The sequence below is a fragment of the Sulfurimonas limnophila genome (assembly GCF_059705345.1).
The window spans coordinates 1479278-1498039 of the sequence record NZ_AP046127.1; the positions used below are offsets into that span (position 1 = coordinate 1479278).

20 protein-coding genes are annotated in these 18762 nt (G+C 34.7%); 8 read left to right on the forward strand and 12 right to left on the reverse strand.

All coding sequences use genetic code 11. The annotated features are described in order from the left end of the window. Positions 1-50 precede the first annotated feature (50 nt). Positions 51-1415, reverse strand: coding sequence for an IS4 family transposase (locus AC6H33_RS07460; protein ID WP_497603908.1), 1365 nt, complete (start codon positions 1413-1415; stop codon positions 51-53). A gap of 150 nt (positions 1416-1565) precedes the next feature. Between AC6H33_RS07460 and AC6H33_RS07465 the strand changes: the two genes are divergently transcribed. From AC6H33_RS07465 to AC6H33_RS07475, 3 genes are read left to right on the forward strand one after another with little or no spacing between them, the layout of a single operon-like run. Further along, positions 1566-2741 carry a hypothetical protein gene (locus tag AC6H33_RS07465; RefSeq protein WP_497604262.1) on the forward strand — a complete coding sequence of 392 codons (1176 nt, stop codon included), beginning with the start codon at positions 1566-1568 and terminating at the stop codon, positions 2739-2741. After that, complete coding sequence (locus AC6H33_RS07470; RefSeq protein WP_497604263.1) at positions 2738-3151, forward strand: hypothetical protein; 414 nt, start codon at positions 2738-2740, stop codon at positions 3149-3151. Before AC6H33_RS07465 ends, AC6H33_RS07470 begins: the two co-directional genes overlap by 4 nt. Beyond that, on the forward strand, positions 3138-4451 hold the full coding sequence (locus AC6H33_RS07475; RefSeq protein ID WP_497604264.1) for a diguanylate cyclase: 1314 nt from the start codon (positions 3138-3140) through the stop codon (positions 4449-4451). Before AC6H33_RS07470 ends, AC6H33_RS07475 begins: the two co-directional genes overlap by 14 nt. Positions 4452-4456: 5 nt before the next feature. Here the strand turns inward: AC6H33_RS07475 and AC6H33_RS07480 are convergent, their stop codons facing one another. From AC6H33_RS07480 to ligA, 10 genes are all read right to left on the reverse strand, one after another. Further along, positions 4457-4852 (reverse strand): hypothetical protein, encoded by a 396-nt coding sequence (locus AC6H33_RS07480; RefSeq protein WP_497604265.1) that lies wholly within the window; start codon positions 4850-4852, stop codon positions 4457-4459. A 2-nt stretch (positions 4853-4854) separates the two neighbouring features. Beyond that, complete coding sequence (locus AC6H33_RS07485; RefSeq protein ID WP_497604266.1) at positions 4855-5118, reverse strand: hypothetical protein; 264 nt, start codon at positions 5116-5118, stop codon at positions 4855-4857. A gap of 9 nt (positions 5119-5127) precedes the next feature. Further along, positions 5128-5802 carry a F0F1 ATP synthase subunit A gene (locus tag AC6H33_RS07490; protein ID WP_497604267.1) on the reverse strand — a complete coding sequence of 225 codons (675 nt, stop codon included), beginning with the start codon at positions 5800-5802 and terminating at the stop codon, positions 5128-5130. Positions 5803-5880: 78 nt separating this feature from the next. Continuing rightward, positions 5881-6936: a tRNA pseudouridine(13) synthase TruD gene (locus AC6H33_RS07495; protein ID WP_497605983.1), complete on the reverse strand. Its 1056-nt coding sequence runs from the start codon at positions 6934-6936 to the stop codon at positions 5881-5883. After that, positions 6921-7766, reverse strand: a complete 846-nt coding sequence (locus tag AC6H33_RS07500) for a bifunctional riboflavin kinase/FAD synthetase (RefSeq protein ID WP_497604268.1) — start codon at positions 7764-7766, stop codon at positions 6921-6923. Before AC6H33_RS07500 ends, AC6H33_RS07495 begins: the two co-directional genes overlap by 16 nt. Further along, the gene (locus tag AC6H33_RS07505; protein WP_497604269.1) at positions 7767-8060 is read right to left on the reverse strand and encodes a HigA family addiction module antitoxin; all 294 of its coding nucleotides are present in this window, start codon (positions 8058-8060) and stop codon (positions 7767-7769) included. 11 nt (positions 8061-8071) lie between these two features. After that, positions 8072-8356, reverse strand: a complete 285-nt coding sequence (locus tag AC6H33_RS07510) for a type II toxin-antitoxin system RelE/ParE family toxin (protein WP_497604270.1) — start codon at positions 8354-8356, stop codon at positions 8072-8074. A gap of 71 nt (positions 8357-8427) precedes the next feature. After that, the gene (locus AC6H33_RS07515; RefSeq protein WP_497604271.1) at positions 8428-8691 is read right to left on the reverse strand and encodes a CBU_0592 family membrane protein; all 264 of its coding nucleotides are present in this window, start codon (positions 8689-8691) and stop codon (positions 8428-8430) included. 359 nt (positions 8692-9050) lie between these two features. After that, a complete protein-coding gene (gene tlyA, locus AC6H33_RS07520) occupies positions 9051-9761 on the reverse strand; it encodes a 23S rRNA (cytidine-2'-O)-methyltransferase TlyA (protein WP_497604272.1) in 711 nt (236 codons plus the stop codon). After that, positions 9748-11706 (reverse strand): NAD-dependent DNA ligase LigA, encoded by a 1959-nt coding sequence (gene ligA / locus AC6H33_RS07525; RefSeq protein WP_497604273.1) that lies wholly within the window; start codon positions 11704-11706, stop codon positions 9748-9750. Before ligA ends, tlyA begins: the two co-directional genes overlap by 14 nt. 130 nt (positions 11707-11836) lie before the next feature. Here ligA and AC6H33_RS07530 point away from each other — a divergent pair, with 130 nt between their 5' ends. The 5 genes from AC6H33_RS07530 (at position 11837) to AC6H33_RS07550 (ending at position 16598) form a co-directional block, all read left to right on the forward strand. Further along, positions 11837-12781: a transporter gene (locus AC6H33_RS07530; RefSeq protein WP_497604274.1), complete on the forward strand. Its 945-nt coding sequence runs from the start codon at positions 11837-11839 to the stop codon at positions 12779-12781. Positions 12782-12853: 72 nt separating this feature from the next. Beyond that, positions 12854-13837, forward strand: coding sequence for an ABC transporter substrate-binding protein (locus AC6H33_RS07535; protein WP_497604275.1), 984 nt, complete (start codon positions 12854-12856; stop codon positions 13835-13837). A 3-nt stretch (positions 13838-13840) separates the two neighbouring features. Further along, positions 13841-14623, forward strand: coding sequence for an ABC transporter permease (locus AC6H33_RS07540; protein WP_497604276.1), 783 nt, complete (start codon positions 13841-13843; stop codon positions 14621-14623). Then, positions 14611-15351: an ABC transporter ATP-binding protein gene (locus AC6H33_RS07545; protein ID WP_497604277.1), complete on the forward strand. Its 741-nt coding sequence runs from the start codon at positions 14611-14613 to the stop codon at positions 15349-15351. The genes AC6H33_RS07540 and AC6H33_RS07545 overlap by 13 nt, the downstream gene beginning before the upstream one ends. Then, positions 15348-16598, forward strand: a complete 1251-nt coding sequence (locus AC6H33_RS07550; protein WP_497604278.1) for an NnrS family protein — start codon at positions 15348-15350, stop codon at positions 16596-16598. The genes AC6H33_RS07545 and AC6H33_RS07550 overlap by 4 nt, the downstream gene beginning before the upstream one ends. Here the strand turns inward: AC6H33_RS07550 and AC6H33_RS07555 are convergent. After that, entirely contained in the window at positions 16595-18757 is a 2163-nt protein-coding gene (locus tag AC6H33_RS07555) for an EAL domain-containing protein (RefSeq protein WP_497604279.1), read from the reverse strand. The genes AC6H33_RS07550 and AC6H33_RS07555 overlap by 4 nt on opposite strands. Between the last annotated feature and the right edge of the window lie 5 nt (positions 18758-18762).

An 18762-nucleotide genomic window follows, 5' to 3' on the forward strand; every position in this document is an offset into this window, starting at 1 on the left:
TTACCCAATTAATGCTTTTAAGTTTCATAAACAAAATCCAAATAATTTACTCAGCTTTCGCACATAAAACCCAACTCTTTTTGAGTATAAGCGTTGAGTACAGCGAGAATAGTCAGTAAATCTTTATTATCCTTGACAACATTTTCAATTTCAGAGATTTTTGTCAGTATTTGAATGAAGAGTTGCATTGATATTGCAAGAGTTTCAAGCTCACACTCTAAGTCTCTAAATAATTCTCCTAGAGTTTGTGGCTCATGTTTTATGCGATTGATATAGCTTACAATGTTGTAGGCAAACATTGAGAGAGTTATTTTTGCAATTAGTGATTCATAGATACGATTCTCTTCTTTGCCAAACCCAAACAGGTTTCGCAAATCTTTGTAACCTTGCTCAATATTCCATCTCTTTTTATAAGTTGCTAGAATCTCTTTGCCTATAATGATAATATCAGTTGAGATAAAAACCAACAAGTCTTTACCTGTGTGCAAAAATACGAGCTTGACTTTGCCTAGAACAGCATGTTCTACAATTGCATCGAAATATTTATAAGATATTTTTCCATGTTTGCCACTCTGTTTATGACGAGAGTTTTTCATACTATCATAGATTGCATTCATAGTTTTATGTTTGCCCTTAAAGTTCCAAATGAGTTTATTATTTGGAAGTCTTGCTATTACTGGCATGCCAAGCTCATTAGCTTGATGTATGAAGTCTGGTTTAGCGTACCAACTGTCTATAAGTAGGTAGTCTGCATCTACCCCTTGCTCTAACGCTCTCTCAAGCATCTCAATAGCTAAAATGTTTTTACCTTTGAGAGATTCAACTTTACGCTTATGAGAATTACTACGATGATGAACAGTTGAAGTGAATTCAGATATATCTTTTCGACGACTATCATTCATCTTGATGGAAAAATCAAGTTGAAATGTTGAATGTGAATCTGCATAATTTAGAGATACGATATTGAGCGCATTTATGCTTCTGTGCTCTTTATTGCTCCAAATATATTTACAGCTTCCTTCAATATGTTTACCACTTTTAGCTTCGACTGTGTCATCAATAATGAGCAAGCGATGTTCACCGTTTTTATGTAGAGGTTTTATTCTTTGCAAAAGCGCAGTAGTGCTTAGTATTAAAAACTTTCGCCAGTTGTAACGACTCTCTTTGATAAATCGGTAATAAGCGTCTTTGCCAAATGCACTATCGCTCTTTTTTATGAATGTAGACTGTCTTTTATTCATGATAAGCATATACACGAAGTGTAAGATTATTTGAAATGGTGGATAGCCGACATTTCGTTTAATGAAGTTGCTCTGCTTGAGTATTTTTGTGATTTTTATCTCTATTAGCACTTCAAGGATTGGATTCTTTAATATGCTTTTCATAGCAGTTTCTATATAATTTGCAAGTTCCATAAAATAGACCTTTATAATGATGTTAGTGGTAACATAATTATACTAAAAAGCGCCTATTTATGGGCTTTCGTAGATAAATTAAACATCAAAATCTATGTGCGAAAGTTGAGTAATTTATAAAATAGGTTTTTTGTTATATAATAATTCACCATGAAAAGAACAAAATCATTACTTTATCTTATTGTTATGCTTACTTTTTCATTGCACCTAGATGCTATTGAATTTGATATAAAAACCTTTGGTACTATAGGTGCGGTTTATAGCGATAATGAGACTCAGATATTTAGAAAAGATATTTCTCAAAAAGATGGCTCGTCAAATGATATAAACTTTAAAACAGACTCTCTGCTTGGAGTACAAACCACAATAGAGATAGATGAAAAACTATCTTTTACTCTTCAAGGTGTTGGTGCTTATGCTTATGATGATGAAATAAATGCAAAGATAGATTGGGGATATTTAAAATATGCTATAAATGAAAATATCTCAATTCAACTTGGAAGACTAAGAACTCCATACTATAGAAATTCTCAAAATCTAAATGTAGGATACTCAAATCTTATGATTAGAGAGAGTGTTGAAGTTTATGGCCAAGTTCCTTTCTCTTCGTACAATGGTCTTCAATTAACATATATGGACATAATAGGCAGATATTTTTATGAACTTCAAGCTGGATATGGAAGAGAAGAGCTAGTAGTTCCCTTTCACTCTATAAATGAAAAAGTAGATGTTAAAATAGAGAACTTATATACCGCAAATTTTACATTTGGCACACCAGCCATCCAAGCAAGAGCCACATATCTAAGAGCAGATATCACTGCGACCAACGATACTCTAAATCAGCTATTTGATGGAATAAGGCTCTTAAATCCAACTTTAGCAAATAGTTATGAGTTTAAAGATAAAAAATCAGAGTATATTGGATTTGGTATATTTATAGACTACAACAATTTTATCTTTAGTAGCGAGTACGGACAAAGAAAAATACCTAGTTTTTTTGCTGACTTACACGGCTACTACGCAACTCTAGGATACAGTTTTGATAAGTTTATACCATTTATAACATACGCTAAAACAGAGATGGACAAACCAACATATGAAGCAAACAGTGGCTTTGCCTCTCTTGATTACATCCTTAAATCTCAAAATCTTGCACAATCATCAAAGACACTCGGTGTAAAATACTATATCAACGATAATTTAGATTTTAAATTTCAGTATGAATATGTAGTTCCTGATGGCGAGTATGGAAGTTACCATCTAAACACATCTACCAATCCAAAAAGTATGAATGTACTATCTATGGCTCTGGATTTTGTATTTTGAGAACATTTTTTAAAATACAAATAATAACTCTTCTACTTTTTATCATCCCATTGCTTGATGCTCAAATTATTATAGTTACAAACAAGAGTTCTGATTTTGATGTAATTTCAAAAGAGATGATTCAATATATATATTTAGCAAAAACAACAAAAACGCAGGGTATCAAAGTGGAACCTCTTTTATCTAAAGATGAAACATTACATCGTAATTTTTGTTCCACAATTTTGTGCAAGAGTGTACCAGAGTACAACAGCTACTGGACAAGGCTGTTATTTAGTGGTCAAAAATCAATAACAAAAAAATTAGACTACAAAGAAATAGTAGATAAACTAAAAAAACCAAATACCATAGCGTATATAGAAAAAAAAGATCTTAAAAAAGAGTGGAAAATAGTATATGAATCCAATTAAATTTCTTCGCAGTTACTGCCTCTCAGTATCACTTCTTAAAAAGTTTTTACTTGCTCCTGCACTTGGTCTCGTGCTTGTACTGCCTTTTTATATATTTGCATTTTACTACATGTACAGTATGCAAAATTCTATTCAAGAGTTTAACAAAGAGCTTATACCTCTACAAGAAATCTCTTACGACAATATATTCTTGCTTCATAAAATAGTTAATGAGACAAATAACGCAGTAAGCGCTAAAGAAGTAGAGTGGCTAGACAACTCCCAATATGATGCAAACAGTATAAGAAAAAATTTACAAAAGTTTTCAAATACTACTTATAGCAATGAAGCAAACGATGCTCTTGTTTCCTTCAATGAGTATTATAAAAAAGTAAAAGAGGTATCTGTTAAGATAATCCAAGAGAATTACGACTATAAAAATATTGATACCGATACAAGGATTTTAGTTCAAAGATATAACTCTATAAATGAGCAGTTTAATGAGCTAAAGTTAAAAATCAAAGAGCATATGGAATCAAATGTAAACTCAATTTATGAAAAGATTAAATTTCTACTATTTAATGGCAATCTAATATTTTTATTATGGTTTATTCTATCTACTATGATTATATTTTTTGTGCATAAGGATTTAAAAGAGAAGATTAAAAATATCGTTATCGACTCAAGAGAGATAGCAAAAGGAAATGTTGATTTTAAAAAGCGTTTAAATACAATCGCAGATGATGAACTCGGTCAAGTAATAACTTCTATAAATATTTTCATAGATAAACTTCACAAAAGCCACCAAAAACTCTCTACCGCTAAAGCAAAACTAAAAAAACTCTATATAACAGACCGATTAACTGGTGTTTACAATCGAGCAAAGATAGATGAAACGATAGAGAATGAGCTAAAAAAAGCAAAACGTAACAATAGTATATTTTCTATTATTGTCATAGATATAGATTACTTTAAAAATATAAATGACGGATATGGGCATCTTGTTGGAGATTCTGTTTTAAAAGAGTTCTCTAATAGATTAAAAAAGAACCTAAGAGAGGTTGATATTATTGGCAGATGGGGCGGAGAAGAGTTTATTGTAGTCTGCTTAGAAGCAAATATAGAAAACACCTTGCTTGTTGCTCAAAATTTAAGAGCAAAAATTGAGGAGCATAGTTTCGCTAATGTAAAAAGTGTAACTGCTAGTTTTGGAGTCTCCACGTATAGCGCAAATGACTCTCTTGAATCTATCATTGAACGTGCAGACAGAGCCCTATATATAGCAAAAGAGAGTGGAAGAAATAGAGTTTGCTCAATCTAGAAATACTATTTTTCTAATAGTATAATTTTTATCTCAAACTTTTCTGAAACAGTTTTTACTCTTTTTATATATCTATCATCGCCATTTTCAACTATAAATCCGATAGCTGGTTTTTTACCAGTTATCTGCGCATAATAAAGTGATTGACCAATAGCCTCTGCCCATTTTTTAGCAAAATCAACTTCTATCGCATATTCGTCTGTTAAACAATCTACTCTCGTTTTATCTGGGAGTACATACTCTATCTTACCACCTAGTTCTTGACACATTTTAGTCTGATAATATTTTTCATTTTTTTTAACATTATCGTCTTCTTGCTTCAGAGTTAAATCATTTTCAAAAAAGATATATAAGAATGCTAGAAGAAGTGTAAACAGAAGAGAGATTTGTTTATTGCTCAAAGTTATTTTGGCTCTTTGGAGTAGATTTTTTCCAATAACTCGCTCTGCTTTTTCATCTCATAATATTTTTCTCTGTTTATCGCAAAAGCATCAAGAGTTAAAATTAAAAATAGTGAAATAACTATAAAAGTAATTGTTATAAAAAGAGCCAGCGAAAGACCTAAAGGAGAGAAGATTTGGAAGGTTATAAGAGCACCAAATAAGACTATTGCCCATGATGCTCCAAGCAAAAAGCTGATAATTCTATCGAATTTCTCTTTTTGCATAGATAAGGCTTAGTGCTCTTCGACAGCTACAGCACTACCAAGATAAACGTAAGTAAGCATCATGAAGATGAACGCTTGTAAAAATGCCATAAATGTAAGAAGTGCATATGGTATCATAGGAAGAACCCAAGGTGCAAGCATAAGGATAACCATTAAGAACATATCATCACCCTTTACATTTCCAAAAAGACGAAAACTTAGTGATACTAAACGAGAAAAGTGAGAAACTATCTCGATAGGAAACATCAACCAGTATAACCACCAAACAGGTCCTAAAAAGTGTTTAAAGTACTTAACAACACCTTGACGACGGATACCTTCAAAGTTATAGTAAACAAATACAGAAAGTGCAAGTGTAAACGCAAACTCTAAAAATGCAGTAGGAGCTTCAAAACCTGGAATAACACCGATTAAGTTAGCAATACCAACAAAAAGACCAATAGTTGCAACAAGTGGAAGATAGCGACGAGCAGCTTCTTGCCCCATAACATCTGTTCCCATTTTAAGAACACCAGAAATATATGCTTCCATTATGTTTTGAGTTCCAGTTGGAACAATTTTTAGATTTGACATAGCCATTCTAACTAGAACTAGTGCGATACCAGCTGCTAGCAACATATGTGTCATATAGATAAAAGTCTTTTCGTGAGAAATTAGACCAAAAAATGTGAACAATTCACCCATAGGTGTTCTCCCTTGCCTCGTAAAAATTGTGTGATTATAGTAAAATTAGGATTAAACTTTTATAATAAAATAAGTTTTTTATCTATTTTTTTTACTTTTGTCCTGTTTTACATCTTTTGCAGTGTAGTTTTTCCCTGCAATACTCTCTAAAAATACAGTTGCGTAAGAGCCTTTTGGCAGAGAAAAAGAGAGAGTTAGCATAGTCTCTTTTTTTACAAATTTACACTCAATGTCGCTTGGATAGATAAGAGCTTCTCTTCTTTGACCCTTCTCTTGTAAGAACTCATCATCAAATCTCTCTTCTATCTCTCTTGCTTCATACTTTGCACGAAATGTATCTCTACCGCATAAAAGACCTGTTGGAACTATTTTGTTTTGAGCAAACTCTTTTGTTGGAACTATCTTTGGTGTTGAGAGTTTGCCATCTTTTGAAAGTAAAACATCTCCGCTCAAAAGTAAGAACTCACCGTTGTTTTTCTCTCTGCTCAAAATTATTCGCTCTCTTAGCCACTCATTAAAGTAGTGGCTCTGATATACCGAAATCAAAAAGCTCTTTATCTTTGCGTCTTCGATAAAAATCTCTCCCTTTAGCATATCTTTTGCTTGTGTAATGCTACCCTCATCTCGTCCAAATCTCTGATAGCCAAAGTAGTTTGGAAGTCCATTTTTTGCTATCTTTCTAGCAACTTTCTCTATTTTACCAGCGTCCATAACATCAACATCATAAAGATTTATACTAAATCTGTTGCCTTTTAAATCACCCATTCTAATAGAGTGCGAATGTCTTGTCTTTTCTAAAATTTTTATATTTTTATGTTGAAAATTTTTAAGTAGTGGCTCATATTTTGACTCTACTGAGATGTACTGGGTAGTTGTTGCATGTTTGTCTTTAAGTCCAGCGTAACCTATCTTTTGTGCAGGAAGCTCTAAGAGTTCTGCAAAAACAGCTATCATATCCCATGTAGTTATCTCGACTTTTTGTATCTTTAATATGAGATAATTTCCTCTGCCTAAAAACTCATCTTTGGCGATTTCATCAACTCTAAAGTCTCTCTCATTTTGATAAAACTTAAAATCTATATCTTGTGTGCTTAGTAGATACTCTCTATCTAACTCTTTTATAATTGTAGAAATTTTAGCTCCTTTGAAGCAGTTGCAATATCTTTGTGTATCGCTTTTTTTAACTCCTCTAAAGAGTCAAATTTTCTATTTTCTCTGATAAATGAGACAAAACTTATAGTAGCCTTCTCTCTGCAGATAACCTCGCCATCAAGTATATGGCTCTCTAGTGCAAAACTTCCATCAGTTGTGATTCTATGACCTACAAACGAAACGGAAGGGTGAAAATGTTCCTCATCATCAATGCGTGTCAGAGTTACATAAACTCCCTCTTTTGGCATCAGATACTCTTTGGCTTCTAGATTTATTGTAGCAACCAGCTCTTTTTTACCTATGCCCTGTCCTCGTACTACACTCCCTTTTACCGTATAGTTATGTCCTAAAAATCCGTTTGCACCTTTTATATCGCCGATTTGAAGTTTAAGTCTTATTTTATGAGAGTGAACAGAATCTCCGTGAAGAGTTACTTCATCTATAACCTCTACTTCTGCGTCTTCATTCTCTTTTAGAAAAATCTCTCTTAAGTCGTTAAATGAGTATTTTCTATCTTTACCAAAATGAAAATCATAACCGACAACAATCTTGTTTAGCTTTGGAAATTTCTCTTTTAAAAAAGCCACAAACTCTTTGCCACTCAAATGACGAATCTCATCTAACTCAAGATACATAATAGGATGATGAGAAAAATTTTCACGCTCTTTTTTTGGAGTTATATTTGCATAACCAGTCTCGATAACAACTATCGTACTATTTTCATCAAGTGCATTAAAAAGTTGTTGATGCCCGATATGCATACCGTCAAAACCGCCTATTGCTATGGATGTGCTGTTTTTTAAAGACACCATTTACGCAACTCTATGGGTAATGTTTTGTATATTTTCTTTCTCTTTTTCATAAGTTTTGTATAAATCATAATTATTTTGTAGATTTAGCCAAAACTGTGGCGTAGTACCGAAATATTCAGATAGCTTTAGAGCCATCAAAGAAGTTATGCCTCTTTTTTCATTATAAAGCTCGCTAAGCGTCTTAATGCCTACATTTAAGTCATGCGACAATTGGGCTTGGGTGAGATTAAGAGGCAGAGTAAACTCATCTCTTAAAATAACACCTGGGTGCGTGCTTGGTCTTATTGCTTGCATTTTATACTCCTTTATTTGTGATAATCATCAATATATACATCATAAGCATTGGAATTTTCAAATCTAAAAATCACTCTAAACTGCTCATTTATCCTGATACTGCAAAAACCTTTTAAATCGCCCTTCAAATACTCAAAATGATTTGAAGGAGGAACTCTTAAATCGCTCTCATCAAACGATGCTTCAAGCATATCGAGTTTTCTTTTGCCGACATTATTAACAGACGCAGAAAATTTCTTCTGGTATTTACCCTCAAAAAGTTGCTCTGTATATTTGCATTTAAAAGATTTTATCATATTGGTATGTTATCACAATACGATAAGTTAGTCAATAGAATAAATACTACTATCTATCTAGCAATGCATACTTAGTTATCACTCTTTTGCCTTTTGCTTCTATACCACTTTTCAAGCCCGTATATACTTATCAAAATCCAAAAAAACTCTATGATAAAAGAGGCAAGATTCCAGTTGTAAAGAAGCGAATACATAATAAGCAGCGAACCAAAAGCGTTGAGAAACGAGTACAGAAAACCTTTTGAGTCTATCTTTTCGCTCTGCAGTAAAAAATATGTCACCACAACTATTGCAACACCTACGATACCTACAACATCTATCATAAAACTATTCATCTATTGTCTCCGTTGTTTATTTGCTAAACTATTTACGTTTATATCCTCTAGCGATAAAGAAAAACTACCATTTTTAAGCGTCGCTTTTTTTCTCGCTCCCATGCTGTGCTTGGGAGTGTGTATCTTAGTTTATTATTTTACATGTATGCATTCCCAAGTGAAACTTGGGAACGAGAAAAAAACTACCATTTTTAAGCGTCGCTTTTTTTCTCGCTCCCATGCTGTGCTTGGGAGTGTGTATCTTAGTTTATTATTTTACATGTATGCATTCCCAAGTGAAACTTGGGAACGAGAAATCGTTTTGGGCATTATAACTTTCTAAGCAAAACGACTCAAAAAGTATTGCAATTTGTCATATTTTACTTCTCAAAAAAGTAGCAATACTCCAGATTCCCCTCTTTACCTGTTAGTTTTGAGGGCGATTTTAAAACGAGTTTCCACCCTTTTAATCTACATGCGTCTTCAAACTTTATCATTGCCTGTAAAATTGCTTTCTCATCTGTTACAACACCATTTTTGTCTCTTTTTGCTTCTCGTCCTACTTCAAATTGTGGTTTAAAAAGGAGGATGATTTTATCCTTTGAGAGTCGTTCTACATCATCTAGGATATGAAGCAGAGAGATAAAAGCAACATCACTTACAACTATGTCAAACTTTTTCTCGTTCTCAAACTCTCTTATATCGCAACCCTCAAATGAGTGGACTCTTGCATCATTTTTTAGGCTTATATGTAACTGCTCACGTCCAACATCTACGGCAGTTACCTCTTTTGCACCCTCTTCTAGTAAAACCTGCGTAAAACCGCCAGTTGAAGAGCCGATATCTAGGGCTGTTTTATCTTTTAGATTAAGAGACAATTCGCCCAAAAAAGCACTGAGTTTAAAAGCACCTCTTGAGACATACTCTTTATGCTCTTTTACTACCACTTTATCGCTATTTTTTAAAGCATACGAACTCTTGATTATCTGTTCTCCGTTTACGCTTACAAGTCCCTCTTTTATGATGCTTTGCGCTTTGTTTCTGCTCTCGCATTGTCCGTTTTCTACCAGATAGTTATCAAGTCTGCTCAATTTTACCCCTCATCTCTTCTTCATTTAGACACGCCACACCCAAATCCATAGCTTTATCGTATTTGCTTCCCGCATCTTCGCCGTAAATTACGAAATCAGTTTTCTTAGATACTGAACTCGCCACTTTTGCACCTAAACGCTCTAGCATCTCTTTTATAACATCTCTTGACTCGCTCATACTTCCAGTGAGCACTACACTTCTACCCTTAAATGGGTTCTCTTTTGCCTCTTCTCTTTTAATAGGCTCTAACGGTTTTAAAATAGTTTGCAGTTTTAAAATGGTCTCTCTATTTACTCTGGCAAACTCCAAAACAGACTCTGCCATCTCCTCGCCTATACCCTCAAGTGCAACTATCTGCTCTTTTGTAGCATCCAAAAAACCGCTTCCAAATTTTGCACTTAGAGTTTTTGACGCAACCTCTCCGATATGCTCAATCCCAAGAGAGTTTACGAAACGCCAATACTCACACCCTTTTGCATTCTCTAGGGCATCAAGCAGGTTTTGAGCTTTTTTCTCCTTGAAACCCTCTAATGCTAAGAGTTTCTCAAGTGTCAAATCAAACAGATCAACAACACTGCTCACAACTCCTGAGTTAAAAAGTGCCTCAACTATCTTAGAACCCAAACCGTCTATATTTAGACACGGTTTTGAAGCAAAATAGATGATAGAGTTGATAACTCTTGCCTCACATGTAAGGTTTTGGCACTTCAAAAGGACACCCTCATCAAGGAGTTCGCTCTGGCATACTGGGCAAGTTGTCGGTCTCTTATACTCTACTTCACTGCCATCTCGTTCATGTGTTAAAACTTTTATGATTTTAGGGATTACATCACCGCTTCTAAGGATGATTACTTTGTCATGCAAACGAATATCTTTTCTAGCTATCTCATCAAAATTATGCAGAGTTGCCCTCTCAACTATAACCCCATCTATATTTGTAGGCTCTACAATTGCCACTGGAGTAACAGCTCCTGTTCGTCCGACTTGAAGGACTATCTCTTTTATGGTGGTTATCTTCTCAACCGCTGGAAACTTGTATGCAACTGAAAAACGTGGATTTTTAACAGTGTAGCCCATATCTATCTGAGCGGCTATTTCATCTACTTTTACAACCATTCCATCTAGCATCATCTCATAACTATCACGATTTTTATTCATCTCGCCATAGACTGTCTCTATCTCATCAAAATCTTTGCATGTGGCTCTTAGAGGTGGGTTTTTAAACCCTAGTGAGTAGATATACTCCATCTTTTGACTTAGTAGTTTATGCTCAAGCGTGTTCTCTCCGACACCATAAGGCAAAAATACTAGATTTCTTGAAGCTGTTATCTTAGAGTCAAGTTGTCTTAAACTCCCAGCGGCCGCATTTCTTGGGTTTGCAAAGAGAGCCTCGCCATTTTTTGCTCTCTCTTGGTTTATTTTCTCAAACTCATCTTTATATATAACAACCTCCCCACGAATCTCAATTTTATCTTTATGTTTTATTGAGAGAGGAACTGAGCGGATAGTTTTTACATTTTGTGTTATTAGTTCACCTATTTCTCCATCGCCTCTTGTGATAGCTTGGATAAGGTCTCCATTTTCATAGATAAGATTTAGCGATGCACCATCATATTTTGGCTCACAATAAAATGTTATGTTTTTATCTAGCTTGTATGTTTTAGTAAGCCACTTTTCTAAATCTTGTGAGTTAAAAGCATCTTCCAAACTCCACATACGGCTTAGATGAGGAGCTTTTACAAATCCCTCAGAGATAGCGTCGCCTACCCTTTGAGTCGGAGAATTTTTTAAGACATCTTCTTTATGGTTTATTTCATACTCCAAAACCTCATGGTAGAGCTTGTCGTAAACCTCATCTGTTGTAATTGCGTCATCAAGGAGATAGTAGTGATACGAGTAGAGATTTAGAAGCTCTACTGCTTTTTTATATTGTTCAAAATTCATGGTGCAATTTTAGCTCAAAGTTGTTAAAAGATATATTTATGATAATGAGTATCATATTTATCTTCTATTAAGTTTGTTTTATCTAAACTTCTAATTAAGAATGAATATCATTACTATAAAAGGAAAAATTATGAAAAAAACTATCTTGGCATTAACAGCTGTACCATTTTTACTAAGCGCAGATGTAATCCCAGCTATAAACTCAAAAGGCGGGGCTTTAGTTATGCCTCAAGGAAAATTAAAAGCTGAAATAAAACAGATAAATTTTGATAGAAAAAATATGTTTAACAAAACAAATGAGGTTCAAAACAGAGAGAACTTAGATGCAACAGCAAATATAACTTTGGTTTCTTTGTACTACGGATTGAGTGATGAGACCTCGATAGGAGTGATGGTTCCATACAAAAATATAGAAGCAACTGCATCGCTTGGAGGCAATGCAGTTGAGATACAAAACAAAGGTTTAGGCGATATTTTGCTAATCGCAAGGCATGTTCTTATGCCTATGCAAGAGTGGGGATTTCAGCTCAGTGTTGATGGTGGACTAAAACTTCCAACAGGCTCTACAAATGGCTCTTTTAAGGTATCTCCACCAATAGCAAATGGCGTAAATACGCCTCTTCCAACGCAAATGGGAACAGGAGAATTTGAGTATAAACTTGGGGTCGGAGTTACAAAAATGATAAGTGATAGTTGGGAAGCGTCTGCACATACTATGTACACTTATAGACCAAAAGCACATAATGATTATGATTTTGGAGATGAAATATCACTAGACCTTGCAACTACAAAAGCAGTTACAAAACAGTTTAATATCGGAGTAGAATATAATTTTATATACAATACAAAAACCAGTATGGGTAGCGATACAAACGCTCAACTTAGAGCAATGTTGCCATTTAAAGCATTTAGTGGGGAGAGTGGGTACATAACACCTCAAATTGAGTTTTTACCATTTGCAAAACCAAAGATTCATTTTGGTTTTGGGGTATCATTCCTTAGTAATTACAATTTAAAAGAGTATCAACCTCTTGAGAAAAGAAGATATATCTTTAGAATGGGTTATCTATTCTAATATTGATTAGAATCAATGATAATTAATATCATTATTGATAATATTACACTAAACAACACCAAAGGAAAAAAAATGAGAAGTTTTATACGTAGTTTTTTTGCGCTTATGTTAGTCACTGTTTCACTATTTGGAGCTCAAAAATTAGACAAAATAGTAATCGCTGGTCCATTTGCATCAGTTTCACACCCTATTTTACATATGATTGAGACAAATGCACTTGGGGATGTAGCCGATAAAGTTGAGTTCAAACTATGGAAAAATCCAGATGAACTCCGTGCTATCGCCATTAAAGGCGGTGCTGATTTTATAGCTATACCGACAAATACAGCAGCAATTCTACACAACAAAGGTGTAGATATAAAACTTCTCAATGTCTCTGTTTGGGGTATTTTGGGGATGATTAGCCGAGATGATTCGCTAAAAACCCTTAAAGATTTCAAGGGCAAAAAAATAGCTGTTCCATTTCGCGCAGATATGCCAGACATCGTTTTTAAACAGCTTCTAAAAAAAGAGGGTTTAGACCCGCAAAAAGATTTTGAACTGCTTTATGTGGCTTCTCCCGTTGATGCTATGCAGATGCTTATTATGAGACGAGTTGACCATGCACTTTTGGCTGAACCTGCTATCTCAATGGCTCTTAGAAAAACAAAATCTTTTCCTGTTAGCCTTGTAGCGCCAGATTTGTTTAGAAGTGTTGATTTGCAAAAAGAGTGGGCAAAGGTGTTTGACACAAATGGAGATATTCCTCAAGCTGGAATCGCAGTTATGGGGCATATAAAAGATGAACATATCATTAAAAGATTTAACGAAGAGTATGAAAAAGCTCTTGCATGGTATAAGGCAAACCCTAAAGAGGCAGCAAAGGAAGTCGTAAAAACTCTTGATATGTTAAGAGAAGATGGCGTAAGCGACTCAATAGAACATGTTAGGCTTAAAAATATAAGTGCAAAAGATGCAAAAAAAGAGCTAGAGTTTTTCTTTGATGTACTAAAAGCTGAAGATCCAAAGAGTATTGGAGACAAACTTCCTCAAGACAGCTTTTACTATGGGCTGTAACTTATGAAGTTTGCATTAAAAATATTAAAAGATTTTCCTGCATTTCTCTGGAGTGGATGGGGAGCGGTTGCTTCTATTTTACTCTTTATCGCTCTTTGGGACAGCGGAAATCAGGTTTATGGCAACTTAGTTCTTCCCTCCCCATTGGAGACTTTTAAAACACTTCACGCAATGCTAAATGATGCAAATGTTATAGCTGAGATAAAAACAACTCTCTATCGTGCATCTGTTGGTTTTGGGATTTCACTTCTTTTTGGAACTGCTTTGGGACTTCTGGCTGGTTTTTTTGCGACAGCTTCTATGATGAGTCGTCCAATTGTGACAATTCTTGTCGGTATGCCTCCGATTGCTTGGATAGTTTTGGCAATGATATGGTTTGGAATGGGAGATGAGACTGTTATATTTACAGTAATCGTTGCCTCTTTTCCTATCATTTTTGTTGGCGCACTTCAAGGAACTAGAACGCTTGATGGGGATTTAAAAGAGATGGCTAAGAGCTTTGGCTTTCCATGGCACATGAAGTTTCTTGATGTCTATTTTCCTCATATCTTCTCCTATGTATTTCCTGCATGGGTTAGTGCGCTTGGGATGGCGTGGAAGATAGTTATCATGGCAGAACTCTTAGCAACAAGTGATGGCATAGGCGCATCTTTGGCAACTGCTAGAAGTCAGTTAGACACTCCAACAGCATTGGCCATCGTTACTATCATGATAGGCTCACTGATGTTTATAGAGTACATTATCTTAGAGCCGATAAAGCGAGAGGTTGAGTTATGGAGAGATTAGAAGTAAAAGGGTTAAATCATAGTTTTGGATTTACAAAAATATTGCACGATATAAACTTTACACTAAACAAAGGCGAGGTTCTCTCGATAGTCGGACCAAGTGGAGGCGGAAAAACAACACTTCTTCACCTCTGTGCCGACTTGCTTGATGTTGAAGAGGGGAGCGTTAAAAACACATTTTTAAGCACTGCTTTTGCATTTCAAGAGCCAAGACTTCTTCCATGGAAAAATGTGATTGACAATATCTCACTAGCTCTAATTGCAAAGGGCGAAAAAAAGAGCGAGGCTATCAAAAAATCACAAGAGATTGCGCTTCGTTTTGGGCTTGAAGAAGATGATTTTGATAAATTTCCAAAAGATTTGAGTGGCGGTATGAAGCAGAGAGTCTCTTTTGCAAGAGCGTTGGTCACAAAACCATCTCTGCTATTTTTAGATGAGCCATTCTCTGCTCTTGATATTGGGCTTAAAAAAGAGCTTCAAAGTGTTTTGATAGATATGATAAGCAAAAAAGAGTTAAGTGTCCTCTTTATAACCCACGACCTGATGGAGGCTATCCGCCTAAGTGATGAGATGTTGCTTCTAAAGGCAGATCCAGGGCATATTGTCAAAAAATTTAAGTTTGATATAGTACAAAATCAAAGAGATGATAAGTATGTTTATGGCAAAAGTGCCGAGATACTACAAGATAGCGAGATAATAAACACATTTGAGTTGGAGCTAAAATCATGAGCAACATAGAAGAAAAAGAGCAACAATTACGTGCTACAAACCACTATCTTTACTATCCAGATGAGAAAAATGTTCCACCATATCTAGCGTATGGTTTTAGACCTATATTTCTGCTTCTTGCACCATATATGATAATCTCAATGGTTTTATGGGGACTTGTTTGGAGTGGAGTTTTAAACATCCCTTTCATGGAAAATATCTTAGTCTGGCACGTTTATGAGATGATTTTTGGTATCGTAACTGCTGGGACTATGGCGTTTTTAACAACTGGACTTCCTGAACTTTTCCCTGGTTTTGTTCCTATCATCGGAAAAAAACTTAAAAATGTGATGATTTTATGGATAGCTGGACGAGTTAGCTTTTGGTTTATAGATGTAACTGGTGTGTACCTCTCAGCCATACTAAACCTCGCTATGCTTGGATGGCTTATCTGGTTTGCAAAAGATGCCGTACTTGACAAGCTTCAAAGACATGCCTCACTTGGATATACAATGTTGGCACTTCTTATCATAGAGGCGTGGTTTTTTGCCTCTATGGCTGGAATTGCCAAAACTCCTGCAATGGATATACTAAAGGTAGCTTTAGGTGCTAGTGTTATCTTGATACTTCTTGCTATGCGACGCGTAAACATGGAAGCTGTCAATGAACTTATGGAAGATAAAGGGATAGATGATGTCTATGTTGCCCGTCCTCCTGTTACAAACCTTGCCATCTTTAGCGTTATGGCGTTTACAATAGTTGAGTTTTTATACCCAAACAACTCTGCGCTTGGATGGCTTGGTTTTGCTGCTGGAGCTGGTATATTGGGCATTACAAGTGACTATATACTAAAAGATAAAGTAATCATAAATCAACCATACGTGATATATCTAAGCCTTATTTTTATACTTCTTGGCGCTGGTTATGCTCTTATGGGCTATGCGATTTTAAGCGGTGAGTTTGAAAATATATCTCATTTTAGACACCTCATCACAAGTGGTGGCTATGGTCTTGCTTACCTGATGGTTATGATAATCATCGGCTGGATACATACAGGAAGACATCTGACATCAAACATCTATACGCACTTGATGGTAGGTTTGATTGTAGTAGCAACACTTATGAGAAGTATGATTCCATATTTTGAGGAGTATTCAAGCACACTCTATATGCTCTCTGCGCTGATTTGGACCATTCCATTTATGCTCTATATAAAACAGTTTTTTAGCTTTTTAATGGCTCCTAGAGCTGATGGTATCAAAGGCTAAGCACTCATCAAATCGGTTGGACGACCAAAGTAGTAACCTTGGAATTCGTCCACTCCATACTCTTTAAGTAGTTCAAATATTTCCTTGGTTTCAACATACTCTGCAACTGTTGTTATTCCTAACTCTTTTGCAAATCTAACGATGCTTTGAACCAAAATCCTTGACTCATTATCCTCTAGTATATCTTTTATAAGGGAACCGTCTATCTTTAGATAATCTGGTTTTATCTGCAAGATATGTGCATAGTTTGCATAACCGCTTCCAAAGTCATCAATCGCAATTAAGATACCTATATCTCTTAATCTTTTTACTACCTCTAAAAGTCTCTCAAAATTCTCAACACCCTCATGCTCTGTTATTTCTACTACAACTCTCTTGGGCGATTCAAACTTCTCTATACCGCTCATAAGAGCATCTATGATAGATGGATTAAAAAAATCATTTGGTAAAAAATTTACAGAAATCTTCTCGCTTCTCGTAGCAAAGAAGTTAAGACTCTGTTCTAACATCTCTTTTGCAATTTTTATATACAAGCCATTATTCATCGAGACCTCTAAAAATTCTGAAGGAGGGAGTATATTTTTTTTACCATTATCAAACTCTACTATTCTAACAAGAGCCTCATACTTCACAATAGTTCCTTTATCATCTGTAATTGGCTGGAAAAATGGAACTACATTTTTATGTTCAAGTGCATATTTGATGGTTTTTTTTATGTTTAAAATTGCGTGTGAAGACTCTTTTGTATCAACATTTTTTGAATATACCATATAACTCAAAGAGTTCTTTTTGGCTTTTTTGAGTGCCATTTGAGCATCTTCTAAAGAGTGCGCGTGATCAAACGCTATACCAGAATATATCTCAACTCCAATAATCTCATCTACTCCATAAATAGATATTTTTAACGAGTGAATCTTAGCGTGAAGCTTTTGCGTAAGTTTCAAGTAGCTTCTATTGTCAAAATTTTCTTCATTTTTCAAAAGCACATACTCATCAGATGAGATTCTATATGCCTCAAGACCATGCTCTTTTGCAAACTCTTTAAAAGAGTGCGCGACTTGAATCAGAGTCTCATTTCCAGCACTTACACCATAAAGCTCATTTAAAAGACTAAACTCTTTTATGTTGCTAAGAATTAGTACTTTGCTATTTGCAGAAGATAGAGCATCATCTAGCGCATGTCTGTTTTTTAGATTTGTTAAATGGTCTGTATAAATCTGTTTTGAAAAGTATTTCAATATTTTATTGAAACCAAAATGCAATACTGCAACAAGAATAACCATCATAAAAGCTATCATAAAAAAGAGCATATATATAAACTTTGTATTTTTATCCGCAATCTCTTTGATATCAAAACCAACAATTAAATAGCCAAGATTTTCTGAGAGATGGTTTTTAAGTGATATATTCATACTTACTTTATATAAGCTCTCACTTCTGTTGCTATCCATAAAGTATTTTTTCAAATTTTGTATATTATCGATTAACACATGTTCATCATCTATCTCTACTATCTCTTCTCTAGAGATAACATCAAGCAATTTTTTATCAATAGCAATACCTAACTCCGTCTTAAAAACAGAATTTAGCTCATGTAAAAAATACTCTGGTGAAATTCCAAGTTCTACATTTGCTACATATTTTTCATTGTAAAATATTGGTCTTGTTATGCGATATGTCATCTCAAACCTACCAACTTCAAAACCATCAAATGAGTGTCTAAAGAAATTTGTATCGGCTATGAGCTTTCTTTTTTCACTCATCTTATCCCCAAAAAATTCAGGCTTATGAGCACGATAAAGTGTTATGCCATCTTCTGAGCGAAAGGTTAAAATATTTACAGCTTTTTTGCTCTGTTTTAATTTTTTATAATACGGAGATACGATAGCGTCTATGGTTTTATAATCATTTTCTGATATTGCCCTTGATAATCCTTCACTCATAAGGAGTTCATCTAATCTTATATCTAAATCTACTTTTTCATCTTTTAGATTGATTTCAAAGAGCCTCTGTGTTGAGCCTGCCATTCTCTCAAACTCACTGTTTATCGATTTTTTAAGTTGATAATTTAAGAACAGATAGACAATCAAGGAGGATAAAAGCAGGATAAAGAGTGTTAGTATAAGTGTATTTCGTTTAGTCATATTTGGTGTATTCATAAAAT